Genomic DNA, 23,868 nt, shown 5'->3' on the forward strand with positions numbered 1-23,868 from the left:
GCCGGAGGACAGCGGCCTGCTGTTGTCGGCGACCTTGCGCTGGCCAGCGCCTTCCCGCTGGCCGCGAACGCGGCCGCCTCGCGGCTGCGGTTGGTCGACTCGCCTGAAGAATCTCCAGCATTTCTTCCGAGAAGTGTCGGATCGGCGGCGTCGCCGTTCGTCTTGGTGGTGACAAGCGGTACGGCCCGGGTGCCCGCCCATCCGGGTCCGGGCCAGGCCGCGAGGAGAACCGCCTACGCAAGGGAGCCGGAGATGACCCCGACGCTGAACACGATCGACATCATCGTGTCCGACATCGACGCGGCGATCGCCTTCTACCGCCACCTCGGCCTGGACTTCACCGTCGACCCCGCCTACCCCGACCACGCGGGCTGCGACCTGCCGAACGGGCTGCACGTCATGCTGGACACCGAGAAGTTCCGCGGCTCGGCCCAGACCGCCGGCTGGACGCGTCCCGAGGGTGACCCCCGCACCTTCCTGGCCTTCCAGTTCCCCACTCCCGCCGGCGTCGACGCCAAGTACGCCGAGCTGACCGGCGCCGGTCACCACGGGACCCAGGAGCCCTGGGACGCGTTCTGGGGGATGCGGTACGCCACCGTCACCGACCCCGACGGCAACGGCGTCGACCTGTACTGCCCCCTGTCCGCCGACCAGTAGCCGGCCAACAGCCGCTGGACGGCCAACGGGGGCAAGGATCAGCGACGACCGGGAAGGACCAAGACCGTGAAGTATGTGCTGATGTTCGTCGAGACCGAGCAGTTCGCGCGTGACCTGGAGGCGATGAGCGAGAGCGAGCGGCAGGCGGCGTTCGAGCGGGTCGGGCAGTGGTTCGCCGATCACGGCGCCCACATCACCCACCACGCCCACCTGCAACCCGCCGAAACTGCGACCACGGTGCGGCTCGAAGGCGGTGGGCCGATCGTCACCGACGGGCCGTTCGTGGAGGGCAAGGAGGTCGTCTCCGGCTACGCCGAGATCGACGTCGAGGACCTGGACCAGGCCCTGGCCATCGCCCGCGACTGGCCGGCCTGCCCCGTCGTCGAGATCCGCCCCATCGACTGACGGCCGTGCCCGACCACCATCCCGATCCGCACGGCCCGGCGCCCGGCGACCCGGACGGCGCCGCGCGCGATGACGTGCACGGCGAACTGGCCCGCGTGGTGCGCGAGCACGCGGGCCGGCTCACCGCCTGCCTGGTGCGGGTCTTGGGCGACTTCGCCGCCGCCGAGGACGTCGTCGCCGACGCGGTGGAGAGCGCGCTGCGCCGCTGGCCCGCCGAGGGCGTCCCCGACCACCCGGACGCATGGCTGCTGACGGTCGCGCGGCGGCGCGGAATCGACGTGCTGCGCCGCCAGGCCGCCCACCGCGACAAGCTCGCCCGGCTCCGCTGGCCGCCGCAGCCCGACCCCGACGACCGGCTGAAGCTGATCTTCACCTGCTGCCATCCCGCCCTGCCGCGGGAGGCGCAGATCGCGCTGACCCTGCGGACCGTGTGCGGGCTGACCACCGCCCAGATCGCCGTCGCGTTCGTGGTCGCGGAATCCGCGGTCGCCCAGCGCATCACCCGCGCCAAACGCAAGATCGCCGCAGCTGGCATCCCATACCGCATCCCCAGCGACGCCGAACTGCCCGACCGGCTCGACCAGGTGCTGACCGTGGTGTACCTGCTGTTCAACGAGGGCTACCTGACCAGCTCCGGCGACCGCCCCCAGGCCGCGCACCTGGCGGACGACGCCGAATGGCTCGCCGCCCAGCTCGCCTGGCTCATGCCCAAGCAGCCCGAGGTCCTCGGCCTGCTCGCCCTCATCCGCCTGCACCAGGCCCGCGCCGCCGCCCGCTTCACCCCCGCCGGCGACCTGATCCCGCTACGCGACCAGGACCGCACCCGCTGGGACCACACCGCCATCCGCGAGGCCATCGCTCTCCTGGAGCGCGCCGCCACCGCCAAGCGCCCCGGTCCCCACCAGCTGCAGGCCGCCATCATCGCCTGCCACGCCGAGGCTCCCACCTGGGACGACACCGACTGGCCCCAGATCCTGGTGCTCTACGACATCCTCTTCGCACTGGCCCCGTCCCCGATCCACCGCCTGCACCGCGCCATCGCCCTCCACCATGCCCCGCCACCCCGCGGCGGCCCGGCAAGCGCACTGGCCACCCTCGACGCCCTGTCTGCGGCCGACCGGCGCACCCTGGAGCGCTACCCCCTCTACCACGCAACCCGTGCCGAACTCCTGCGCGCCCTCGGCGACCCCGACGCCGCCCGCACCGCCGACCAGCGCGCCCTGGCCCAGACCCACAACCCCGCTCAGCAAACCCTCCTCCAACACCGACTCAACCAGCCACTCACCTGAACCCGGCTGCAACGGCCCGGACCGCCTCCTTGCCATGCGCCGGCCACGACCGACGGCGCCGGCCCCGGCGGACGGCCACCCCCGTCCATGCGCCTGCCGCCCGGTGCCGCAGCCGGGCGAGGCCGTTCCAGGATCTCCGCTCGGCCAGGAACCGGCGAGCCGACGCCGGAAGATCCGCCGCCGACAGGTCACGGCCGGACGTCGCGTGACCTCCTCAAGGGCGGTGCTGCCTTCGGTGATCGTGTCCCTTCGGATAGGGCGGCCACGCGCCGGGCGCCCCGTCGAACTTCTCTTCCAGCGCGAGCCGGGTCAGCGCCTCCCTCAGGTGGTCGCAGACCTTCTCGATCTCCTTGAGGGTGTGGTTCCGTTCGGTGACGGCCGCCGAGAGCAGCAGGGCCGTCAGGGCCACCGTGCCGTTGAAGGCCTGCAGGATGATCATCATGGCGAGCAGATCCTGACCCGAGAACGGGCCCGACTCGACGGCCCCCGCGTAGATGGCGATCACGGAGGCGATCAGCGCGCAGGGCGCGGCGCCGATCAGCTGGAAGCGGAACGCCGCCCAGATCAGGAACGGGACGACGAGGAAGAGAAGGTTGAACGAGGCGTTGGTGGCCACCGCGGTGACCGCCGCCGTGCCGCCCAGCAGGGCCACCGCCTCGGCCCAGCGCAGGACGGGAACGCCGCGTGGCCATCGGGCGGTGCGCGCGGCCAGCAGGAACGGCGCGATGATCAAGATCCCCATCGCGTCGCCCGTCCACCACACCGACCAGGTGGGCCAGAACTCATGGGCCGACACCGCGCCGGAGGCCAGCAGGACGCCGGTGCCGACCGTCGCGCTGATCAGCATGCCGCCCAGCGCGCCGAGGAAGACCAGCGCCAGGGCGTCCTGCAGCCGGTCGAGAGCGGGGCGGAACCCCGCTCGCCGCAGGAGGAGGTAGGCGCAGACGGGAGCGAGCGTGTTGCCGGCCGTGATGGCGAGCACGGGGACGATCCCCGGCCCGAGCGACACGTTCACCAGGAATGCTCCGAGAGCGATGCCCGGCCACATGCGCGGGCCCCAGAACATCAGGGCGACGAGAGCGATTCCGGTCGGCGGCCAGAACGGCGTGACCTGCCCTCGTACCAGTTGCTGCTGCAGTCCGACCTTGGCGGCGACGTAATAGGCGACCATGACGGCAGCCAGCCGCAGGCCGTCGGCGGCGTACGGCCGAAGTCGCTCATCCGCGCGGCCCACCGCCGCTCACCCTTCGCCCTGCCACTGCTGCTGGAGCCCTCCGTAACGGATGACGAGAACCGCGGCGTCGTCGCTGTGGCCGGTGAGGTCCGCCACCTTGATCACCCGTGCGGCCAGCTCGTTCGGGTCGGTCCGGCAGGCGTCGATGACCAGGTTCGCCACCTGCGCGAGCCCTTCCTCGATGGGGTAGCCGGGGCCTTCCACCACACCGTCGGTGAGCAGCACGAAGGCCCCTACGTCGGTCAGCACTCGGCGGGTCGACGGGTAGCTCTCGCCGGCGTAGATGCCCAGCGGCAGACCGCCGTCGTTCAGGATGATGTCGCAGCAGCCGTCGCCCGTCGCCCAGACTGCGGGTATGTGCCCGGCGCGGGCGTCGGCGAGCTCGTTCGTGACCGGGTCGAAGCGCAGGAACGAGCAGGTCACGAACAGCTCGGAGTCCATGGCGACGAGCAGGTCGTTGGTGCGCTGGAGCACCTCCGCCGGGTCCGTGGTGGCGATCGCGATGGCGCGCAGACAGGTGCGCACCTGCCCCATGAGGGCCGCGGCCTCGACGTCGTGCCCCTGGACGTCTCCGATCACGAACCCTACGGAGCCGTCCGGCATGAGGAAGCCGTCGTACCAGTCGCCCCCGATGTCCAGCCCCGCCCGCGCTGGCGCGTACCGTCCCGCCACCTGCAGGCCGGCCAGAGCCGGCAGTTCGGCGGAGAGGACCTGGCGCTGCAACGCGGCGGCGAGCTCGACACGGGCCTGTTGGAGCTTGATCCCCTCCAGTATCCGGTTGGTGAGGTCCTCCAGCGTCTGCAGCAGCTCTCCGGTGCCACTGGAGGACGCGGTGCGGCGACGAGGCATGGCATCACACCCCGGGCGGTTCTGCCGGAATTAGGTCATATGTGCCAAATTCCACGACTTCACGGTACCAACACGGACCTGACAAAGGCCCAGGTGAGACCGGGCCTTTGCTGCAGGCAGGCCCGATCTGGACGCGCCGTTCGAGCCGGGCGGGCGTTCCGGCGCCTGGCACTGACCGCCTGTCCGAGCGGAGTCGCGCGGGGTCGCGTACGACCCAGCGGGATGACCAGTGGGGCGCCGGCTACCAAGGGTGGAGGGCCCGGCGTCAGCCGGGCCCCTGGTTGGGGGCGATCGTCTGAGCCGGCGATCGCCCGTTCGTCGTGTGGTTGCGGTCAGCCGAGTACCGCTACGGCCGATACCAGTCCGGCGCCCTTGGGGACGATCTCTTCGAAGACCGTCTTGATGACGTCGAACTTGCTGTCGTGCAAGGGGGGCCACTCCGCCATGTCTGGCGGGAGCACCCCGAGCCGGATCAGAGCTCCCGGGACCTCGCGCAGGTAGTGGCAGAGGTCCTCGCCCCCGCCGGACTGCTCGGCGTCACCGGTCTCGAACCCCGCCACAGCAGCGAACTTCTTGACCAGCCGGACGGTGGATTCGTGATTCACCGTGGGCGACACGACAGGCTTGATGGTAAGTACCACCGTGGCCTGCGGGTACTTGTCCGCCAACTGCTGCCGCACCTGCTCCAGCACAGCCGACGCCTGGAGCCACTCCTGTTCCGTACGGAGACGAAGAGTCCCGGTCTTCACCACCAGCTTGGGGATCGCGTTGCGTGTCGTTCCGCCGTGCGCGGTCCCAAAGACGAGCGGTTCGTAGCGGCCCTCGACGAGCTGGAACGCCGCTTCAGCCAGCTTGAGCGCAGCCTCGTCTGCGACCTTCACCGTGTTGACGGTCAGATCCGGGTGGCCGGTGTGCCCACCGGGACCGCTGACCTCCAGGTCGATGAAGTCGCAGCTCGAAGTGATCTCCCCGGCCAGTAGACCGATCTGGCCCGCCGTCCTCTCCGACTCGCAGTGCAAGGCGACGACATGGCTCACCAGGTCGATCGCGCCGGCCAGGATCGCGAGCTCTGCGCCGACGGCGGTTTCTTCCCCATGCTGACCGAGGAACCGGACCCTCCTGCGAAGGATTCCGGCCATGTTCAGCAGGTTCAGAAACAGGGTTCCGGCCAGCATGATCGTGAGGTGCACGTCGTGCCCACACGCATGGACCGCTTCCTCCAGGACGGAACGGTAGTCCGTCGTCGTTTCGTCCTGGTACGGCAGGGCGTCGAGCTCGGTGCGCAGCACGAGCCGCTTCCCGGAGTCCGCGAGTTGCTCCCCGTGGTACTTCGGGCTCTGCTCGGGATCGATGTCGCAGATCACACCGATCCTTTCGTCGCCGAGGACGTACCTCGGCTTGAGTCCGACGGCACGCAGAACCGCGAACACCAGCCGGGTGGTGTTGCGCTCGTTTTCCGCCACCTCGGGGTGACGGTGCACGTACTTGCGGAAGTCCCAGAGGGCCTTCACCATCGCAGGGCTCATGAAGTCACCGAACAGCTCTACGAACTGCTCGTCCGTAGGGCTGCCGTCGAGCTCCGGCGGCTGCCACTGCCTGGCTGCCGCGACGAGTCCCTCGATCACATCGCGGGCCTCCTCGGGGTCGAGAAGGCCGTGGTTGAGGGCGAACACACCGTCGCCCGCGCCCGAAATGTCGAGCATCGTTCTTCCCTTTCGTTTGTGCACTGGTCTTGCTTGCGTGACGGTCCGTGATCGCCACGTCTAAGACCGTCGCCCGAACCCGACAGCGCGCCAGTACCTACAGGGCCTCGCATGCCTCGATGACCGCGGCATCGGCGGCGGGCGGGCCGTCTTCTCGGCCCGCTCGGCGACCGGCGGGATCAGTCGGGCGCGGCGCGCGGCACCTGCTTCTGGCACCGTCACCAGTCAGCCGGCGGACGCCAGCTGGTTCCTGTCCACCTCGACGACCAGGAGCCTGACCGCCTTTCCGCCACGCGGGGGGCACCACTTTCCAGCCCTTTGGGCACGGGGACCGACATGCCGGGGGGCGACGTCCTTTAGGGGGTGTCGCCTGCGTATGTCGGGGTGATGCCGCGGGCGGGGTGTCGATCTGATGGCCACGCGGTGAAGGGTCTGATCTTCCGTCTGTTCTCGGCTCGGGCATGGCGGCGCTTTGCCTGGAGCGTTGGAGAATGGAACCCCGTGACCGGTTCCCCCGAGCAGCGCCTGCCGTATGTGATCGCCCTAGCCGATCAGATCCATGCGGCAGTCCGTGACAAAGACGGCGAGGCCTTCGCGGACGCCGTCCGTGCGTTGTATCTCCGCGATTCCGTGACCGCCAGAGTGATCTTGCGGGAGTGCTTGCAGCCCCCCGTGGACGGCGCCGGGTGAGCGGTCCCGCTCGAACCACGGACGCGATCACACCTGCCTCTCAGGGCCTCGCTACTTCCCGTCGCCGCTGCCGCTACCCCGACTCGCGGCCGCGCTCGATCTTCCGGCAATGAGCCGGTGGGACCTCGCGGCCGAAATGCGCCGGAGGATGGCAACCCGGGATGGCGCCCGTGCGTAGCAGACAGTGCCGGGGGCGGCCCATCCGCTCCGAAGAAGAAGCCGGGAAGGGCCTGTGCACATGCGATCCAAGCTCGATTGGTCATACCTGACGGCGCTGGTGGCGGTGGTGGCGCTGATCTTGGCGGCGGCCGTTCCGTTCACCGCGCTTCACAACCCCCTCGATGACCTGATCGAGGAAGGGCCGCAGGACCCGATGTGACTCCGTGCGGCTCTGTGTGACGATCGTCCGATACCGTCCGTGCAGAATTGCGGGGTCATGTCGGCCGATGGATCGGCACGGGGTCGGTTGAGAATCGGGCGTTGCGAGCGTCGCGTTCGTCGCCGAAGCGGCGGGTGAGGACGCCATAGAGTTCGGGCCGCCGCCCCTGGATCCAGCGACGGCCGGTCGACATGGGGAGCAGGTCGAGGTCGAGATCGGCGATCACCATGGCGTCCTCGGCGGCCCAGGTCTCTGCGAGGGTTCTGCCGTACGGATCGAGGATCATCGCGTTGCCCGTCCGTATCTCGTCGTCGTCCTCGCCCACACCGTTGCTGAAGAGTACGAAGAGGCCGTTGTCGTGGGCGCGGGAAGGCAGCCAGCGCATGAGCCATTCCCGCCCGTTCGGTCCGCGCAGTTCCGCCTCGATCGACTTGCGGTCGTGGTGCCGGTCGCGCCATGGCCCTACGGGGATCGGGCGCATGCCGTGTGGGCTTCGGGAGTTGGTGCCACCCGTCTGATGCGGCGCGACCAGGACCGTCGCGCCCAGCAGTGCGGTCGCCCGGACGTTCTCGACCAGGTTGTTGTCCCAGCAGATGAGAACCCCCATGCGCACACCCCATGGTGTGTCGAAAACGGTGTAGCGGTCTCCGCTGGAGATGGCCTCGTGCTCGAAGGCGTGCAGCTTGCGGTGCACGTGGACGCGCCCGTCGGGCAGGCACATGGCGTAGGAGTTGAACAGGCCGCCGTGATCATCGATCTCCAGGAAGCCCACGCCCACGGCCATGCCGAGTTCGGCCGCCAGCCCGCGCACGCGTGCCACAGAGGGGCCGGTCACCGGCTCGGCGAGTTCCCGTAGGCGTTCGGCCGGATGACGGCGCAGGTGCCAGTAGCCCAGCACGCACATCTCGGGAAAGACCACGACCTGGGCCTTCGCCGCGGACGCCCGCCTGGCGAAGTGTTCGACTCTGGCCAGGTTGTAGGCCTTGTCATCGGGCCGGTGCTCGAACTGGACGGTCGCACAACGCATGGTTCCTCCTCATCCCGTCGCCCGCTACTGAATCCTCCGGAAACCAATTCGTCCAATGAATCTTTGGCGGGATGTCATAACCTGACGGAATGGATGTTCGGCTGCTCCGCACCTTCCTGGCCGTCGTTGAACATCGCGCCTTCAGCCGGGCGGCGCCGGCATCGGCCATCACGCAGCCGGCTCTGACCAAGCAGATCCAGGCGTTGGAAGCGCAGGCCGGCGGGCGGTTGTTCCACCGCGGCCGGCACGGCGCAACGCTCACCGACCTGGGCAGGATCCTGCTTCCCGAGGCGCGGGATCTGGTCCGGCGCGCCGACGCGCTGGCCGTGCGGATGAACCGGATGGCGCGCGGGGAGATCGGCCGGCTGTCGGTGGGTTTCGGCCTGTCGAGCATCGAGGTCGCGCCGCGGGCGGTGGCGGCGTTCCGGCAGCGGTTCCCCGACGCCGACATCGTCCTGGACGACATGTCGTCACAGGTCCAGTTGGAGAGGCTGGCAACCGGGGAACTGGACGTCGGATTCGTCCGGATGCCGGTCGGTGAGGACTGGGAACGGCTGCTCCTGCACGCCGACCGCCTCGCGATCGCCACGGCCGGGGATGCGCCGCCGGAGGACGCGGATCATGTGGCGCGATGGGCGGCAGGACGGCCGTGCGTGGCGTTGGCGCAGGCGAGAGGACCAGGGCTCGCCGCACAGATCGAGGAATTGCGCACCGCCCTCGGCGTGGACGTCGAGGTGGTGCAGGAGGCGCATGACCTGCAGACCGTGCTCGCCTTGGTGGCGGCGGGCGTGGGGACCGCCTTCGTGCCGGCCGGCGCGGGATCCATCGCACCCGCTCAGGTCACGCTCACACCCGTGGACCACCCAGCAGCGGCCTGGCAGATCGGGGCGGTGTGGAATCGGCGGGCCGACAATCCACTGATCGGCAACTTCCTGCCGATCATCCGAGGAGTGGCCGCCTGACCGCGACGGCGCCGGAGGAAACCGCACCCTTCGCCGGACGCCCTGACAGCACATGGCCCCGCCCATTCAACGCTCGGCGTGCCGCACCGCATTCTGGTTGGCACATAGTCCGCGTCCAACAGCGCAGAAGAAACCGGCCTCCACTCAATGAATGGAGGCCGGTTCACTTTGCCGGTCAGAAACTCAGCTACTGGACTGAACGGCACCGGCGCGGCTCAGCGCAGGCGCCGGTCCAGGCATCGTCTGCTGGTGGTTACCACCCCAGGCTACTGGGGCGGCGCGTGCGGATCGCGGACGAGGCCAGGCACCCGGTCGAGGAGGATGGCGGTCCAAACCACTTTCCCTGCCTCGCCGTCCCTCTCAACGCCGCAGAGGGAGGCGAACTGCCTGACGGTCCAGAACCCGCTGCCACCCTTTGACCAGTCAAGGTCCAGGACCTCTCCGGGGTCGTGGACCACTACACGCAGAGCCCGCTCTCCGCCGATGAGGTCGACCTGGACCACGAGTCGGACGGTGTCCCGGCGCAACGACCCGGTCGTGTGCTGGTACGCGTTCGCCAGCAACGCCTTCGCCACCTTGCCGGCGTAGTTGATGGCAGTGGCCCTGAGTCGCACCGGCGGGTCGAGTTCGCCGATCGCTTGCTCGATCAGCTCCCTCACATCGGTGGGCTCGGGCCCACGCTTGTCGAACCGGGGCCACTCCGGGTGGCCCTGGTCTGTCGAGTTCCCAGTCATGGGGACTCTCCCTTCTCTGGTTCGTAGAATTGCGAGATCCTGGTCCCGCAATCGATACCGTCCGGGTCCCTCGGAGCGCGGCAAGCCTCAAATCACCGTCCCCCAAACACATTTGCGGCGTGTCTACGATCAAAATGAAGCAAGACAGAAGAAGTGATTAACGCCCGTAAATTCAGAGGTGAATATCAGGACAACAACCACGAGTCGATAGGCGAGGCCGCAGCCCGCGACCCATAGTGAAATCCGAGGCGACAAGTAGTCGTCGTCAGTGGCGGCCGGTCGGCTCGATGAGCGTTCCGGCGGGGCCACCAAGCCCGCGCCGGCGCAGGCGATGCCGACCAGAGCACACATGACGGTGCGATGGCTGCTCGGCGCTGCAGCGTGCTCGCCGGAACGGGTGACGAGCCTGCCGGGATCGGCGATGCGGCTTCCCCGGGCGGCGTGCGCGCCGTGGCCGAATTGCTCGGGCCGCGTCGTGTGAACCGGACCTGTCCTGGTCACAGTCACATCCGGGTGCGCGGGCTGGGGCGCGCCGGTGCCGCGCCGTTCGCCGGTGCCCTGCAGGACCCGTTGACAGAGGCGGATGCCCTGGACGACCGGCAACCGGCCGCCGGCCTGGAGGGCGTGGCGGTGTTCGCCCGCGTGAGCCCCGCGCAGAAGGCCCGCATGGTCCAGGCGCTGCGCACCACCGGCCATGTCGTCGTGGCGGGGCCAACCACGCCCCGGCGATCCGGCTGGCCGATCTGGGCATCGCGCTGGGGCGGCGCGCCACTCCGGCGGCGCGGGGCACCGCAGACGTGGTGGTCACCGACGACCGGATCGAGACCATCACCGACGCGATCGCCGACTGCCGGGCGATGTGGTGCTCGACCCGCGACGCCCCTGGCCATCCTGCTCGGCGGCGACCTGGGCGAGATCGGCTTCACCGTGGGCACCGGCCTGATCAGCGGCACCAGCCCGCTGGGCGTCCGCCAACTGCTGCTGGACAACCTGCTCACCGACATGCTCGCGGCGATCGCGGTGGCGGTCCGTCCCGAGCGTTCGCTCGGCACCGCACTCACCCGCGACATCGGCGTATGGGCAGCCACCACGGCCGCGGTCGTGCAGACGCCGGGCCCAGGCCACTTCTTCGGCTTCCCGTCCTCTGCTTCCCCACGGCTGGGCCATCGGCCTCGGGACGGCGGGCGCGTACGTGCTGCTGGCGATCCTGCTCACCCGTCGCCTACCACCGGCACCAGACCGCAAGGGACGTGAACCGGTAATGAGCAAATGTTCACCTCACCGCCAAGTCCATGTTCCTGAGGGGAAGCCATGAACTGGCATAACGGACAAAACGGTATCTTCCGCCTTCCTATCGGAGACTCCCGATGTCCGGAATCCTCGCCAGTATCCTCACCAAGGCGCTCGCTGCGGCCCTTGAAGCCCTCCTCGCGCGCCTGCTCGTTCAACTCGTGCAGACGGCACGCCAGCGCCGCAACCCGGACGGCAACGCAACACCCGCGCTGGTCTGAGCGAGATCTCATCAGCCGGAGCAGCCGGCCACGCCGCGCAGGCGTCCGACTCAGCCCGCCACGCCCGCCCCTGAGGTGGAACCGTGAGAACCTGAACCCAGCCGCCGGGCACCCCGTGGCGGAGCCCGCCGCCGAATGGAGGCCCAGTGCCTAACCGGCGTGTGCGCCCGCTCAGGCGACGGTCCGTCCGGACCAGAGAACCAGGACGCGAACAGGAGTGCGCCCCGGAACACGCGATGCAACCCCATGCGGGAAAAGCGCCCGGGGCCGACACAGACGGCTTGGTGGACAGCGGGATCTACCTGAAAGGCGTCCGCCGCCGGTCCCCGGCCGGCCTCGGCGACACCTACCGCGAACTGGAGGTCATGGGCGACGACGCCATGGCCTGGATCGGGCTCTACCGCCCGTCGGAGGCCCAGCTGTGGTCGCTGGCGGAGCAGTTCGGGCTGCACGAGCTGGCGATCGAGGACGCGATCGTGGCGCACCAGCGGCCCAAGCTTGAACGTTACGGCGACACGCTGTTCGTGGTGCTGCGCGCGGCCCGCTACCTGGACGAGACCGAGGAGGTCGACTTCGGCGAGGTCCACGTCTTCCTCGGCAGGAACTTCGTGCTGACCGTGCGGCACAGTGAGTCGCCCGACCTGGCCGTGGTGCGCAGGCGGCTGGAGGAGGAGCCCGAGCTGCTGGCTCGGGGTCCCGAGGCCGTGCTGTACGCGATCCTGGACGCCGTGGTGGACGGTTACGCGCCCGTCATCGCCGGGCTGCAGAACGACATCGACGAGATCGAGACCGAGGTGTTCCGAGGCGATCCGGCGGTGTCACGGCGGATCTACGAACTCTCCCGCGAGGTCATCGAGTTCCAGCGTGCCACCCGGCCGCTGATTCCGATCCTGGCGGCGCTGTCGGCCGGTTCCGACAAGTACGGCATCGACGAGGAGTTGCGCCGCTACCTGCGTGACGTCGACGACCATGCCACCACCGTGGTGGAACGGGTGGACGGCTTCCGGCAGAACCTTCAAGACATCCTCACGGTCAACGCCACCCTCGTCGGCCAGGCGCAGAACGAGGAGATCAAGCACCTGACCGAGGCCAGTTACGCACAGAACGAGGAGGTCAAACGGATCTCCGCGTGGGCGGCCATCCTGTTCGCGCCGACCTTGATCGGCACCATCTACGGGATGAACTTCCGCCACATGCCCGAACTGCACTGGCTGTTCGGCTACCCGTTCGCGCTGGTCCTCATGGGCATCGTCTGCGGCGTCCTCTACACGGCGTTCAAACATCGCGACTGGCTCTGACGAGCGGGGCCGCGGACTGGAATCGCCATGGCTGGGCAGAGATGGCCAGGGGGTGCTCTACCGGCTGAACCGGTCGGTGCTGGAAGAGGAATCGGGGGTGGCGGATGTGGCCACTACGCAGAAGAAGCCCGCCCGTAAGGGCGCGGCCAGGGAACGCGACGAGAGTCAGGAAGGCCCCACAACGGCGGGGGCGGGCGTCAGCCTCCCCGTTCCGGTCGTGACGCCTCATGTCAAGGTCTACAAGGTTCACGTGCCGGGCACTGGCCGTGCGGCGCGGGCGAGCCGTGCGACAGCCTCGCACCTGCCGTCACGCGAACGGCTGGTGTTCTACGGGGGACTCGGGGCCGCGGCCGCGTTCGGGGCGATCTCGTGGCCGGTGGCCGCGGCAGTCGGGATCGGCACCGAAATCGCGCGGCGGGGCCGCACGCCCGCCGCGGACGACTCCGAGTGATCTGGGACCAGGCTTACGACCACTGACCAGCCACCATCTCGACAAGCAACCCCATCATGGCGGGCGCAGGTGTGGGCTTCCGTCCCTATCAGGGACGGCCGCGGCCGCCGGGTGTGGTCGCTGCGGACCGAACCCGGCGGCCACGGCCGCAGTGTCGGGACCAGGCGGCGTCAGGCCGCCGGGTGTTGCACGAGGATGGCGAGGATCAGGACGAGCAGGAGAGCAAAGATCATCAACGAAATGAACGTGACGATGGAGATGCCCCCGCTGACCTTGTCCCTGATGTCGCGCCGGTTCTTGGCGCGCTCGTCCCACAGGTGGGCGAGGCTGTCCGACCTGTGACTCCAGTGGATCAGGTTCATGACGCACGTGAACACCCACACGAGTCCGTGCACGCCGGTTTCCTGGCGGCTGTCGTACTGCCAGGACTGCACATCCCAGAGCAGCAGCGCCGCCAGTGCGAGCACGTACACGACCTGGGCGAGGCACGCCCTCACGGTCCTGAAGAGCGGTGACCGCGTGATCGGTTTCATGGTCGACTCCAGTTCTCTCGATTGGTCACGTCCGGTTGTGACCTGGCCGGACGTCGTTCGCCAGGAACCGTCCACGCCGTGCTCGCTCCGACCACCGGGGTCCACCCCCGAACCGAGTTGTTCAAGAACCCGTATGGGCGCGGTAACGGAAGGTTCCACAAAAGATCACTATCACTCGAGTGAGCGCCCTGGTTTTGTTAGGGGCGCTGGTAGCCCGGGGCGCTTCAGCACGCTGTGCGACTCACCGACGACCACTCGTAGCCGCCATGGGCGTCGTCTACGCGTCCCTCCCACAGGTGGTCTTGTCCAGCGATGACCTTGGCGTAGATCGACCTCGGCGCTCACCTGATGCGGACGCGACTCCTGCCGCCTCGCCGACGTCGTGGCGGCCCTCCCGCTGACCCGGCCCGCTCCCATCGGCGAACCGGCGTAGTGCCGCGACATGCAAGTGGACTGTGGGCCTCCAATGAATGGTGAGGTTAATAACGATTTAGGTCTCCGGGGTATCGGCACGATCGGCGGCCGTTCCAGCATGGGTGCTATGAGCGCTATCCACCCACGGCAAGGGTTCGCTGACCTCGCGCTCCAACAGTTGCGTGCCTGGCCTGCGCTCACGGTGTGCCGGGCCGGCGACGGCACCGGCAGGGGCCTGGCGTTCCAGACCCGTCAGATCGTGCACCTGCACACCCCGGACGCAGCCGAGGTCTACCTCACCTGGCCCGTGGTACGGCGCATGGGCAGCGCACTCACCGACAACAGCGGCGTGACGGTAGAGCCGGGCAGGGACTGGGTTGGGGTCCGACTGGACAGCCAGAGTGACGTCACCCTCCTGATCTCCCTGGTCAGCGTGGCGATCACGGCCAACACCCCCGCTCCGGGCGTCCCTCACCGGAGGATCGCTCCTTGCCCCCACGCCGAAACCGTCGCACGCTAGGAGTCGACGCAAGAACGACTTTCGTCAGCAAGGGGACACAGCGGTGACCGCAGAGCATCCACCGGCACAACACCCCCAAGAGAACTCGGCGAAACGTGAACAGCAGGCGTTGCAAAAGGTGACCAACCGCCTCCAAGAGTCGTTCGCCGACGCCTACACCCACGACCAGGTCACACAGACAGTGAACGACGTCCACCACCGCTTTGACGGCAAGCCCATCCGCGATTTCGTCCCCATCCTGGTCGAGCGGATGGCCCGCGAGCGACTGCGCATCTCAGACCAATAGGCCGGCCACCGCAGCGCAGCGCTGCCGCATCGAAATGCCCTGCCGACCGCGCCGGTCAGTCCGGGGCCGCTCGTCCGGCCCCAACCGCGGCAGAGCCGATCGCACCGCCCGGCGGTTACGCCCGACGGCCATGGATTGACGACGTCGGCCTGCGGGGGCATGATCTTTGCTCGGTGATTCATCCAGAGGATCTGAGGGACCTGGCCCTGTGACGGTCCGGCAACCTCCCCGGCGGGGAACCGCGGGAAAGGTGCCAATGCCAGGAACGATGAGAGAGAGCTGATGAGCGTGCGGCTTGATGTCCCTGTCCTTGCCGGTGATTTGGTGCGGCTGGAGCCGCTGGCAATGCGACACGCGTCGGATCTCGCGATGGCGGCCGAGGAAGATCGATCCTCCTACGATTTCACGCTGGTTCCTCGTGCTGACGAGATACCGGACTACGTGGCGACCCAACTCGCACGCGACGGGCTGACCCCGTTCGCGCAGGTCCGCCTCACCGACGGTAAGGCGGTGGGATGCACCGGCCTGTGGGATCCACGCACGTGGCCGGACCGGCCTGCCCTGCGGGCGATCGAGATCGGCTTCACCTGGCTGGCCGCCTCGGCGCAGGGCACCGGGATCAACACCGAGGCGAAACTGCTGCTGCTGTCGTATGCGTTCGACACGCTCGGCGTCGCCCGTGTCGATCTGAAGACCGACGCCCGCAACCACCGCTGCCGCCGCGCTCTGGAGCAGTTCGGTATCCCCTTTGAGGGCGTGCTGCGCGCTTGGTCGATATCGTGGGCCCGCGGCGAGGAAGGCAAGGTCCGCGACTCGGCCATGTTCGCAGTGGTCGCCACCGAATGGCCCGCCGTGAAACCGATGCTGCAAGCCCGCCGGGTGCGGCGTCGTTCAGGGTGAGTCCGTCGGTCAGGCCGTGAGTGCGTTCGTGTTGGCGGCGCAGGTGGTAGGCCAGTGGCGATCAAGTAACGCTAGGCGCCTTCGATCACGCCGGTCGCGATGGGCCACCTCTGGTGCAGGACGTGGTCGTAGCGGAGATGGCCGGCGTTGCCGGTCCCGGCGGGACTGATTCGACCACCAGATGGACCTGATGGCGGACCTGGGTGGTCTCCCGCACGGACTGTGAACCAGGCGCCCGGCCGGCAGTTCGGGGCAGCCGCGGTGGCCGGGCCAGGGCGCTCAACCGGACGATCCCGTCCGCCTTCATTGACGGCCGTCCCCGCGCGGGATCCCGTCGATCCGCCCGGTTCGCGGCACCCTCCCTTCGCCGCCAGAAGCTTGAGAAGGTCGAGGTAATCAGTTCACGTGTGCTTTGACTCCGTGCCACGTGATGTTTCCGGTGACAGTCCCAGCGCCCTGGACGGTCGTTAGCGCAAGAAAGTCCGGCCGGTCATCGGCCGGACGCAGCCAACCGAGAAACGGAGTCGATCATGACACCTGAAATCCGGCGCAAGAGACGGACCAGAACGAAGCATGTGCGGACGGTTCGCGCGTTCTCCGCCCAGATCATGCTCATGCTTGCGCTGGGGATGCTGCTCCTGACGGCGGCCTCCCCCGACAACGCCCTCTGGCAGTCGCTCCTGATTCCCCCGGGGTGGACGGTCGCGTGCATCATGTCCATGCTCCACTGGGAGAAGATGATCGACCGCCTGCGTGAGCGGTGGTGGAACGTCTCCGCGGATCAGGAGAAGGCCGAGAAGCTGCTCGACCGCTGGGGCCACGCCTGGCTCCTGCTCTGGTTGGGCGCCCTCCTATGCGGGCTCGGGTGGGCGCTCCTGGTCCTCACGAGCTACCTCCCGCAGTACTGACCGGCGGCCCCCGGGCCACCGTCACCTTCGCGGCTGCGGTCGCCGGGTCGGTCCAGTGGACCGCCCGGCGGCCCCGGCCGTCCTTGAGCTTGTTGTTTTGAAGCCGTCCCACTGAACGGCCTCATGCGTGCGTGGGCGCGGGTGACCCGCGAGTTAGAGCGGCCCGCGGATCGAGGGTGGTCGGCGCTTGCGGGCTGGCCAGCGCGGCGGTCAGCAACTGCCGGTGTGCCCAAGGCCTTCGCGACTCCCGCTGCCGCTACCCCGACCCGCGCACGCGCCCGATCTTTCGGCGACGAGCCTGTGGGACTCGTAGTAGGTCCACCTGGCATGTGCGGTCGGTGCATCTCCCCGGAGGGTTTGCAGCCAGATCGTGCGCTCGTAGGCACTGTCGATCAAGTTGCGGGGTCGCTCATTACCCCCTGGATGGCGGCGTCGCGTAGCCAGGCGGTCGGCCATGGACGCGGTTCGACCAAATGTTCGAGAAACACGGGTCCGGCGCCGCGGCGGTAATCCCCGCAAGGGCATCCACAAGACCACGACGGACGTGCTGGACGAATTGGCCGACGTGATCCTGACCGCCGCCGTCCCCATGCTCGACCTGGCCGGGGGCCCCGACCACGCCAACCGGCACCTGGCCCGACGGCTCGGCATCGTCTCCGCCCGTGACACCGCCGCCGCACACACCGACACCAACGGCTGGTACGGATCCTTCATAGCACCACACCTTCTACTACAACGCGACGACGGCAAGGTGCTGGTGCTGCGGCGCCACAACACCGGCTACCGCGACGGCTGGCTCTGCCCGCCCGCCGGACGGATCGAGCCCGGCCCCTGCCACGCGGTCAGCGACTACTGGTTCGCCTTCCACCACTGGACGGGCGAACCACACGCGGCCGAGCCCGACAAGGCTTCGGAGGCGCTGTGGATCGACCCGACCGCACCACCGGCCGACCTGATCCCCCACTGCGCGCAAGCCCTCGCGGCGATCGGCCGCGGGGAGCCTTTCGGCGTCCACGGTTGGACGCCGAACTCCTGAACGGCCCGCCGCACCGGCGGCACTCGCGGAGCATCGCGCTGTACTCGCCGCAGATGTAAGAGGCGTATTCGTGTTCGCATGAGACTCGGTGCCGCGCGATCAGGTCCTGGGCGTTCTGGCCTCTCTTCACCGCCGCACTACCTGCCGTCGCCGGGGCCGCACTTAACGTGGAGCGCCCCCTCTACCGGCGCCAGCCCTGGCCGGTGTAGTTGCCGCAGGGGTTGGCCACCAGGGCGACGTAGTTGGCGGGAGGCCCGTCCGTGTCCAGGCACAGGCCGCTGGTGAGGTTGGTGATCTGGCCGGTGCTGGGGTCGTAGCGCCACTGCTGGCCGCTGTAGTTCCCGCACGGGTTCAGCACGGCGTTGACTCCTTTGGCGGGGGCTCCGTCCGTGTCCAGGCACAGGCCGCTAGGCGGGTTGACGAGCTGATAGGTGCCCTGGTCGTAGCTCCAGCGCTGGCCGCTGTAGTTCCCGCAGTCACGGACTTGCACGTGGACACCCGGGCCCTGCGGGCCGTCGGTGTCGATACACAGGCCGCTGGCGGTGTTGGTGATCGGGCCCCGGTCCAGAGGGGGCGATTGCGTGCTGGGTTGAGGGTTGGGTGCAGGTGAGGTGGCCGGCTGAGGGCTCGTGGCTGATTCTGAGGGTGTGGCGCTGGTGGCGGGCGAGGTCGCCGTCGTGGCCGGACCCCTGCCTCCCGCTCCGGCATGTCCGTTGGATGCCGCCAAGGCAAGCGCGACAGCGCCGGCCGCGACGAGGACAACCGCGCCCAAACCCGCAAGCGGGACGAGTCGCCGGGCAACGTGAGAGTCGAACCGCGTTGTCAGCCGACGGGTGCGAAAGTGCCCGTCCTGGAGTGGAGCGGACGGCGAGCCGGTCAACTCGGAGACCAGCTGGGGAACGGTCGGGCGGGCGGCGGGATCCTTGGCCAGGGCACGGGCGACGAGTTGGCGAAGGTGCGCCTCAAGGCCGTCCAAATCAGGCTCGGCGCGCTGGACCCGGTCATTGATCTCGGCGCCGCCTGCCCCGGCGAAGGCAGGACGGCCCGTGCCCGCGTAGGCGACGACAGCGCCCCAGCAGAACACGTCGGCGGCCGGGAGCGGCCGGCCACCGGCCAACAGCTCGGGCGCGATGTAGCCGGGAGTGCCGATCACCGTCCCTGAACGCGTCAACTGCCCGGTGGCGTCCAGAGCGCGGGCGATACCGAAATCGATGACCCGTGGGCCGACCGGTGACAGCAGCACGTTGGAGGGTTTGAGGTCCCTATGGATCAACCTGGCCTGGTGGATGGCAGTCAGAGCCGTCGCGATACCGACCGCGAGCGCGTCGAGATCGGCTCCGGGCAGCGGACCGTGGGCCGACACCGCCTCCTGCACGGTCGGGCCGTCGATGAAGTCGGTGGCCACCCACAGCGGGTCCTGGTCAAGACCGGCGTCCAGGACCGGCGCCGTGCAGAACCGCCGCACCCGCCGCGCCGCCTCCACCTCCTGCCGGAACCGCTCCCGGAACTCGGGCTCGCGCGCCAGTTCGGCGTTGATGACCTTCAACGCGACGCGCCGTCCGTCGCCGTCTTCGGCGAGCCACACCGTCCCCATCCCGCCGCGGCCCAGCTTGCGGACAACGCGATACCGCCCGATCATCTCGACCACACCAAAAGGATGACAGATAAACACTCGTGTCTGACAGACTCAGCCCTTGCGATAACCGAACGCCCACCGGATCATCACACGAGTCCCGACGGGCCGTGTCTGGAGCGGATGGGCAGAGTGGGCCACGGTCTTCACCGCCCCACCGGCCGGCCAGTGGACCCCAACGATGTCACCGAGCAGTTCGAGCAGTTGTCCATAGAGGCCGGGCTGCCGCCGATTCGCCTGCACGACCTGCGGCACGGTGCCGCCACCTTCCTCCTGGCCGCCGGATCCGACCTCTATGCCGGCGTGCTACCGCAGCTGTCGCGCCAGGCCGCCGAAGACGCCGCCCTCGTCCTCAAGGCTGACAAAACACCGGACGCGGCGGCTCGACGCAATCCTCACCCGACTGCCAGGGAATGCCAAGGGCAACGGTGCACACGACCTCGGCGGCGACACCAGGCAACCCGACGACCGCGGGCCGAGCCTTCGGGATCCGACAGCGCCGTCGAGGCGTCCTGACGGCTGCCCGGCCCCGGCCGCGGGCCGGTCACCGGCCGAAGTATCCGCGCAGGGCGGCGATGCGTGCGGACTGGCGAGTGAACTCGCGCGGAAACCGGCGACGGCATTCGGCGAGAACCCAGCCCGGCACCTGCCGCGGTTTTCGAGGCTGCGCGCGGGTGGGGCGCGGCCCGCCTCGCTCTTCGGTCTTTCGGTGTGGGCGCGGGGCTCGCATCTGGCGCTTGCCGTTCCGGGGGCGCTGAGCCAGATCGTCGGGGACCACGGCGGCGGTCCGCGTGGCGTCCCGTTCGAGCCCGGTGACCGTCTCGTCCCGGTAGAGCCGCTGGACGGCGACGGCCAGCGGCAGGGCGAACAGCACGATCGCCAGGGCCGTGACCCCGACGATCGGTCGCTGCTTGATGTCGATACCGGTCGGCGACCTGCGCAGGCGACTGGGGAAATACCGGCCGGGGCGCGCTCAGCGCCCTCTCAGTCGCTCTCGCGGATGCTGGCCTTGTGTCACAGGGCACGTCCGAGGAAAGGGAAGGAGACGTCCGGTGAAGAATGTGGTTATCGCGGCCGTCACGGTGGTATCGCTGATGGCGGCCGGAGGCGGTGTCGCGTTCGCTGTGGGGTCCGGTCAGGCGGACCCGCTCAAGGAGCGGAAGCAGGAGGCGGCCTTCACGGCCGCGCATGTCGGTCAGGCCAAGGTGAGCCGCGACGACGCGGTCAGCACCGCGCAGAAAGCGCACTCCGGTCGAGTGGTGGATGTGCATCTGCAGGACGAGGGCCACGGCCTGCGCTGGGAGGTCAAGCCCGACGACGGCAAGCACGTTCACGAGGTGCAGATCGACGCACAGACGGGGGAGATCGTCAGCGATCAGCTCGACGACTGACATGGTGATCCGCCGCCCCGCGCCCGTGCGCGGGCGGCGTGGTCACGGCATCGTCAGGGTGACGCTCGCCCCTCCGGTGGAGGCGTTTTCCAGCCGCAGCGTGCCGCCGTGCCCCTCGATGATCGTGCGGACGATGGACAGGCCCAGGCCGGTGCCGACGCGGCCCGGCTCCGGTGGCTGTGCGAGCTGTGCCTCTGGGAAGCCTTGGCCGTGGTCCCGAACGGTCACCCGCAGGCCCTCGTCGGCTCTGGCCGCCGCCAGCGTGATTCGGCCCGGTCCCGCCGGGCCGCTGTGCCGCAGCGCGTTGTCGAGCAGGTTGTGCAAGACCTGACGCAGCCGCACCGGGTCGGCCTGGACCTCCGTCTCCTCGGCCGTCACCTCGATGACGGTGCCGGCGCCCTCGGCCCGGACCCGAAACGCCTCGGCCGCCTCCTCCAGCAGCCGGCGCGGTGAGACGGGGGAGCGGCGCAGAGGCAGCCGTCCCTGTCGTGTGCGGGCCAGAACCAGCATGTCCTCGGCCAGACCGACGAGCCGGTCGGTCTCCGCGGCCGCCGCCTGGATCGCGGCCGCCAGTTCATCCCGGTCGCGCGGACGGGAGCCCGCGAGCTCCAGTTCCGCCTTCAGCAGCGCCAGTGGTGTGCGCAGCTCGTGGCTCGCCGCGTCGACGAAGCGGTGCTCGCGGTCCAGGGCCTCCTGCAGCCGGGCCAGCATCGCGTTCAGGGTGGTGGCCAGCCGGGTCAGCTCGTCGCCGGTCTCCGGCACGGTCAACCGCCGGCCCGGCTCGGACACGGTGATCGCGGCCGCCTCCCGGCGGAGCCGCTCGACCGGCCGCAGCGCCGCCCCGGCCAGGAGCCAGCCGGCGCACGAGGTGACGACGAGGGCGACCGGACCGGCGGTGAGCAGGAGGAGCGTCAGGGTGGTGAGCGCCTCGTGGCGGTCGCCGAGCGGTGCGCCGACGACGAGGACCGCTCGGTCGTGGTGCGGGCCGGGCAGTTGCACGGGGACGGCGAGCAGTCGTGCGGGGTCGTCGACGCCCCGCACCCGGCGGGTGGAGAAGGTGGGGCCGTCCACCGAGCGGACGGAGCGCGGTGGCAGCATCGGCGCTCCGGAGACGGCGGGCGTGGTCTCGACGACGGCGCCGGAGGGGGTGAGGATCTGTCCGAACGACTCGTCCGGATCGATCAACCGTTGGCCCGCGTCGAGGGGCGCGTGCTCTCGCATGTTCAGCGATGTGACGGTCACACCGGCCCGCGCGCGCAGGTCGAGATCGGTCGCTTTCAGCAGATCCGTGGCCAGCCGCGTGTACAGGAAGGCGCCGAGCGCGGCGAGCACGGCGGCCATCCCGAGCGAGAAGGCGAGGGTCAGCCGCAACCGCACCGGCAGCCTGCGCAATCTCGGGGCGAGCCGCCGCCTAATCCGCACGGTCGTCTCGCAGCCGGTAGCCCGCCCCGCGCCGGGTCTCCAGCGACCGGCGGCCGAAGGGGCGGTCGATCTTCTGGCGCAGGTACCCCACGTACACCTCGACGACATTGAACGACGACTCGAAGGTGAAGTCCCACACGTGCTCGACCAGTTGCGTCTTCGACAGCACCTCCCCCGGGTGCCGCATCAGGTACTCCAGCAGGGCGAACTCCTTCGCGGTCAAGGAGATGGGCGTCTGCCCGCGGGCGACCGAACGGGTGGCGGGATCGAGCGTCAGATCACCGACGGACAGCAGGGCCGGTCGTTCCCGCGACCCTCGCCGCATCAGGGCGCGCAGCCTGGACAGCAGCTCGGCCAGCGCGAACGGTTTGGTCAGGTAGTCGTCCGCGCCGGTGTCCAGGCCGCGCACCCGGTCCTCGACCGCGTCCCGCGCGGTGAGCAGCAGCACGGGGGCGTACCTGCCCGCGGCACGGATTCCGCGCAGCACCTCGAACCCGTCGATGCCCGGCAGCATCACGTCGAGAACGATCACGTCGTAGTCGATCTCCTGCGCGTACCAGGCGCCGTCCTCCCCGGTGACCGCCACGTCGACGGCGAACCCGTGCTCCTCCAGACACCGGCGCAGGAGATCGGCCATCCGCCTCTCATCCTCGACCACGAGAACCCGCATTGCGCCCCCTCACCGGTAACGCCAGGCTAACGACCCGAAGATGAGCGCAGGCTGAGACGGCCTGTCGTTACCCAGGCGGGTGGTTAAGCCTCCTCTCAGCTGCCGGGCCGCACCATGAGGGCAGTAGCCGGCCGTTGGCCGGCCGGAGCGGAAGGAACGTGGCATGCCAACGATGAGGAAGTCCGCGCTCGCGCTCATCGGCGTCGCCTTCACCGCGGCCGCGTGCACCTCCGGGGGGTCCGGAGACGCCGACCACCCCACCGGCAGCGCCCAACGTAGGGCCGCCGCGAGCAACGTGCCCTCCCGACACTTCAGCGCCAAGGTGAACAACCCGTGGTTCCCGCTGCCGCCCGGCCGGACGCTGGTGTACAAGGGAGTCAAGGACGGGGAGAAGACCAAGGAGTACCTCACCGTCTCCGATGAGACCCAGAAGATCGACGGTGCGCCGTGCCGGGTGGTGCTGGACCGGCTCTTTTCACACGGCGCCCTCGTGGAGACCACGCGCGACTACTACACCCAGGACTCGCAGGGAAACGTGTGGTACTTCGGCGAGGACACCGCCGAACTCGATCAGCACGGCAACATGCTCTCCACCGACGGCACCTGGCACGCCGGACGATCCGGAGCCAAGCCCGGCATCTTCATGACCGCACACCCGAAGAACGGCGACGGCGGCAGCCAGGAGTACTTCAAGGGCCAGGCAGAAGACCACTACAAGGTCATCGGCGTCGATGCGAAGGTCCAGGTCCCCTACAAGTCCTTCGACCACGCCCTGGAGACCAACGAGTGGACGCCACTCGAGCCCGGCGTCATCGACGCCAAGTACTACGTCAAGGGCCTGGGAACGGTGAAGGAGATCACCGTCAAGGGAGGCGACGAAAAGAACGTACTCGTCGCCGTCCACGGATAGCCCCCTCCTGGTCACAGCAGGATCGGCGCTGAGGTGAGGAGCAAGCGATGCGAGTG

The 23,868-nt window shown here is 69.2% G+C and carries 27 protein-coding genes and 1 riboswitch; of the genes, 16 read left to right on the top strand and 11 right to left on the bottom strand.

Annotation, left to right across the window (positions count from 1 at the left end; all coding sequences use genetic code 11):
* Positions 1–252: 252 nt before the first annotated feature.
* The 3 genes from ACQPZP_RS04290 to ACQPZP_RS04300 all read left to right on the top strand — a co-directional run bounded on the left by ACQPZP_RS04290 (position 253) and on the right by ACQPZP_RS04300 (position 2,351).
* Positions 253–657, top strand: a complete 405-nt coding sequence (locus tag ACQPZP_RS04290; RefSeq protein WP_433466394.1) for a VOC family protein — start codon at positions 253–255, stop codon at positions 655–657.
* Between the two features lie 66 nt (positions 658–723).
* Complete coding sequence (locus ACQPZP_RS04295) at positions 724–1,062, top strand: YciI family protein (protein WP_433476323.1); 339 nt, start codon at positions 724–726, stop codon at positions 1,060–1,062.
* Between the two features lie 5 nt (positions 1,063–1,067).
* Positions 1,068–2,351, top strand: a complete 1,284-nt coding sequence (locus ACQPZP_RS04300) for an RNA polymerase sigma factor (RefSeq protein WP_433476324.1) — start codon at positions 1,068–1,070, stop codon at positions 2,349–2,351.
* A gap of 214 nt (positions 2,352–2,565) precedes the next feature.
* Here ACQPZP_RS04300 and ACQPZP_RS04305 read toward each other — a convergent pair whose 3' ends face one another.
* From ACQPZP_RS04305 to ACQPZP_RS04315, 3 genes are all read right to left on the bottom strand, one after another.
* Complete coding sequence (locus ACQPZP_RS04305) at positions 2,566–3,585, bottom strand: MASE1 domain-containing protein (RefSeq protein WP_433476325.1); 1,020 nt, start codon at positions 3,583–3,585, stop codon at positions 2,566–2,568.
* 6 nt (positions 3,586–3,591) lie between these two features.
* Positions 3,592–4,434 carry a PP2C family protein-serine/threonine phosphatase gene (locus ACQPZP_RS04310; RefSeq protein ID WP_433476326.1) on the bottom strand — a complete coding sequence of 281 codons (843 nt, stop codon included), beginning with the start codon at positions 4,432–4,434 and terminating at the stop codon, positions 3,592–3,594.
* A gap of 332 nt (positions 4,435–4,766) precedes the next feature.
* A complete protein-coding gene (locus tag ACQPZP_RS04315; protein ID WP_433476327.1) occupies positions 4,767–6,137 on the bottom strand; it encodes an amidohydrolase in 1,371 nt (456 codons plus the stop codon).
* Between the two features lie 928 nt (positions 6,138–7,065).
* On the opposite strand from ACQPZP_RS04315, the gene ACQPZP_RS04320 reads away from it, so the two are divergent.
* Positions 7,066–7,206 carry a hypothetical protein gene (locus ACQPZP_RS04320; RefSeq protein ID WP_433476328.1) on the top strand — a complete coding sequence of 47 codons (141 nt, stop codon included), beginning with the start codon at positions 7,066–7,068 and terminating at the stop codon, positions 7,204–7,206.
* A 55-nt stretch (positions 7,207–7,261) separates the two neighbouring features.
* On the opposite strand, the gene ACQPZP_RS04325 is transcribed toward ACQPZP_RS04320, so the two are convergent.
* The gene (locus ACQPZP_RS04325) at positions 7,262–8,233 is read right to left on the bottom strand and encodes a nitrilase family protein (RefSeq protein ID WP_433476329.1); all 972 of its coding nucleotides are present in this window, start codon (positions 8,231–8,233) and stop codon (positions 7,262–7,264) included.
* An 89-nt stretch (positions 8,234–8,322) separates the two neighbouring features.
* On the opposite strand from ACQPZP_RS04325, the gene ACQPZP_RS04330 reads away from it, so the two are divergent.
* Positions 8,323–9,195 carry a LysR family transcriptional regulator gene (locus ACQPZP_RS04330; RefSeq protein WP_433476330.1) on the top strand — a complete coding sequence of 291 codons (873 nt, stop codon included), beginning with the start codon at positions 8,323–8,325 and terminating at the stop codon, positions 9,193–9,195.
* Between the two features lie 266 nt (positions 9,196–9,461).
* On the opposite strand, the gene ACQPZP_RS04335 is transcribed toward ACQPZP_RS04330, so the two are convergent.
* A complete protein-coding gene (locus tag ACQPZP_RS04335) occupies positions 9,462–9,929 on the bottom strand; it encodes a hypothetical protein (RefSeq protein ID WP_433476331.1) in 468 nt (155 codons plus the stop codon).
* 360 nt (positions 9,930–10,289) lie between these two features.
* On the opposite strand from ACQPZP_RS04335, the gene ACQPZP_RS04340 reads away from it, so the two are divergent.
* The 4 genes from ACQPZP_RS04340 (at position 10,290) to ACQPZP_RS04355 (ending at position 13,189) form a co-directional block, all read left to right on the top strand.
* Entirely contained in the window at positions 10,290–11,183 is an 894-nt protein-coding gene (locus ACQPZP_RS04340) for a hypothetical protein (RefSeq protein ID WP_433476332.1), read from the top strand.
* Between the two features lie 113 nt (positions 11,184–11,296).
* The gene (locus ACQPZP_RS04345) at positions 11,297–11,440 is read left to right on the top strand and encodes a hypothetical protein (protein WP_433476333.1); all 144 of its coding nucleotides are present in this window, start codon (positions 11,297–11,299) and stop codon (positions 11,438–11,440) included.
* Between the two features lie 284 nt (positions 11,441–11,724).
* Entirely contained in the window at positions 11,725–12,738 is a 1,014-nt protein-coding gene (locus ACQPZP_RS04350; protein WP_433476334.1) for a magnesium and cobalt transport protein CorA, read from the top strand.
* Positions 12,739–12,790: 52 nt separating this feature from the next.
* A complete protein-coding gene (locus ACQPZP_RS04355; protein ID WP_433476335.1) occupies positions 12,791–13,189 on the top strand; it encodes a hypothetical protein in 399 nt (132 codons plus the stop codon).
* Positions 13,190–13,359: 170 nt separating this feature from the next.
* On the opposite strand, the gene ACQPZP_RS04360 is transcribed toward ACQPZP_RS04355, so the two are convergent.
* A complete protein-coding gene (locus ACQPZP_RS04360) occupies positions 13,360–13,722 on the bottom strand; it encodes a hypothetical protein (RefSeq protein WP_433476336.1) in 363 nt (120 codons plus the stop codon).
* Between the two features lie 541 nt (positions 13,723–14,263).
* Here ACQPZP_RS04360 and ACQPZP_RS04365 point away from each other — a divergent pair.
* From ACQPZP_RS04365 to ACQPZP_RS04385, 5 genes are all read left to right on the top strand, one after another.
* Positions 14,264–14,656: a luciferase family protein gene (locus ACQPZP_RS04365; protein WP_433476337.1), complete on the top strand. Its 393-nt coding sequence runs from the start codon at positions 14,264–14,266 to the stop codon at positions 14,654–14,656.
* A 43-nt stretch (positions 14,657–14,699) separates the two neighbouring features.
* Positions 14,700–14,942, top strand: coding sequence for a three-helix bundle dimerization domain-containing protein (locus tag ACQPZP_RS04370; protein WP_433476338.1), 243 nt, complete (start codon positions 14,700–14,702; stop codon positions 14,940–14,942).
* A 175-nt stretch (positions 14,943–15,117) separates the two neighbouring features.
* A riboswitch (SAM riboswitch) is annotated at positions 15,118–15,217 on the top strand.
* A gap of 7 nt (positions 15,218–15,224) precedes the next feature.
* Positions 15,225–15,842 carry a GNAT family N-acetyltransferase gene (locus ACQPZP_RS04375; RefSeq protein ID WP_433476339.1) on the top strand — a complete coding sequence of 206 codons (618 nt, stop codon included), beginning with the start codon at positions 15,225–15,227 and terminating at the stop codon, positions 15,840–15,842.
* Positions 15,843–16,372: 530 nt separating this feature from the next.
* Positions 16,373–16,750, top strand: a complete 378-nt coding sequence (locus ACQPZP_RS04380; RefSeq protein WP_433476340.1) for a hypothetical protein — start codon at positions 16,373–16,375, stop codon at positions 16,748–16,750.
* 544 nt (positions 16,751–17,294) lie between these two features.
* Positions 17,295–17,786 carry a hypothetical protein gene (locus ACQPZP_RS04385; RefSeq protein ID WP_433476341.1) on the top strand — a complete coding sequence of 164 codons (492 nt, stop codon included), beginning with the start codon at positions 17,295–17,297 and terminating at the stop codon, positions 17,784–17,786.
* A 181-nt stretch (positions 17,787–17,967) separates the two neighbouring features.
* Here ACQPZP_RS04385 and ACQPZP_RS04390 read toward each other — a convergent pair whose 3' ends face one another.
* From ACQPZP_RS04390 to ACQPZP_RS04400, 3 genes are all read right to left on the bottom strand, one after another.
* Positions 17,968–19,425 carry a protein kinase domain-containing protein gene (locus ACQPZP_RS04390; protein ID WP_433479548.1) on the bottom strand — a complete coding sequence of 486 codons (1,458 nt, stop codon included), beginning with the start codon at positions 19,423–19,425 and terminating at the stop codon, positions 17,968–17,970.
* Between the two features lie 48 nt (positions 19,426–19,473).
* On the bottom strand, positions 19,474–19,674 hold the full coding sequence (locus ACQPZP_RS04395) for a hypothetical protein (RefSeq protein WP_433476342.1): 201 nt from the start codon (positions 19,672–19,674) through the stop codon (positions 19,474–19,476).
* A 289-nt stretch (positions 19,675–19,963) separates the two neighbouring features.
* Positions 19,964–20,293, bottom strand: a complete 330-nt coding sequence (locus ACQPZP_RS04400) for a hypothetical protein (RefSeq protein WP_433476343.1) — start codon at positions 20,291–20,293, stop codon at positions 19,964–19,966.
* A gap of 178 nt (positions 20,294–20,471) precedes the next feature.
* Between ACQPZP_RS04400 and ACQPZP_RS04405 the strand changes: the two genes are divergently transcribed.
* A complete protein-coding gene (locus tag ACQPZP_RS04405; protein WP_433476344.1) occupies positions 20,472–20,810 on the top strand; it encodes a PepSY domain-containing protein in 339 nt (112 codons plus the stop codon).
* Positions 20,811–20,852: 42 nt separating this feature from the next.
* Here ACQPZP_RS04405 and ACQPZP_RS04410 read toward each other — a convergent pair whose 3' ends face one another.
* Entirely contained in the window at positions 20,853–22,232 is a 1,380-nt protein-coding gene (locus ACQPZP_RS04410; RefSeq protein WP_433476345.1) for a HAMP domain-containing sensor histidine kinase, read from the bottom strand.
* Positions 22,222–22,902 (bottom strand): response regulator transcription factor, encoded by a 681-nt coding sequence (locus tag ACQPZP_RS04415; RefSeq protein ID WP_433476346.1) that lies wholly within the window; start codon positions 22,900–22,902, stop codon positions 22,222–22,224. The genes ACQPZP_RS04410 and ACQPZP_RS04415 overlap by 11 nt, the downstream gene beginning before the upstream one ends.
* A gap of 163 nt (positions 22,903–23,065) precedes the next feature.
* Between ACQPZP_RS04415 and ACQPZP_RS04420 the strand changes: the two genes are divergently transcribed.
* Complete coding sequence (locus ACQPZP_RS04420) at positions 23,066–23,812, top strand: hypothetical protein (RefSeq protein ID WP_433476347.1); 747 nt, start codon at positions 23,066–23,068, stop codon at positions 23,810–23,812.
* Positions 23,813–23,868: the final 56 nt, after the last annotated feature.

The sequence above is a fragment of the Spirillospora sp. CA-142024 genome (assembly GCF_050942325.1).
Classification (GTDB): domain Bacteria; phylum Actinomycetota; class Actinomycetes; order Streptosporangiales; family Streptosporangiaceae; genus Spirillospora.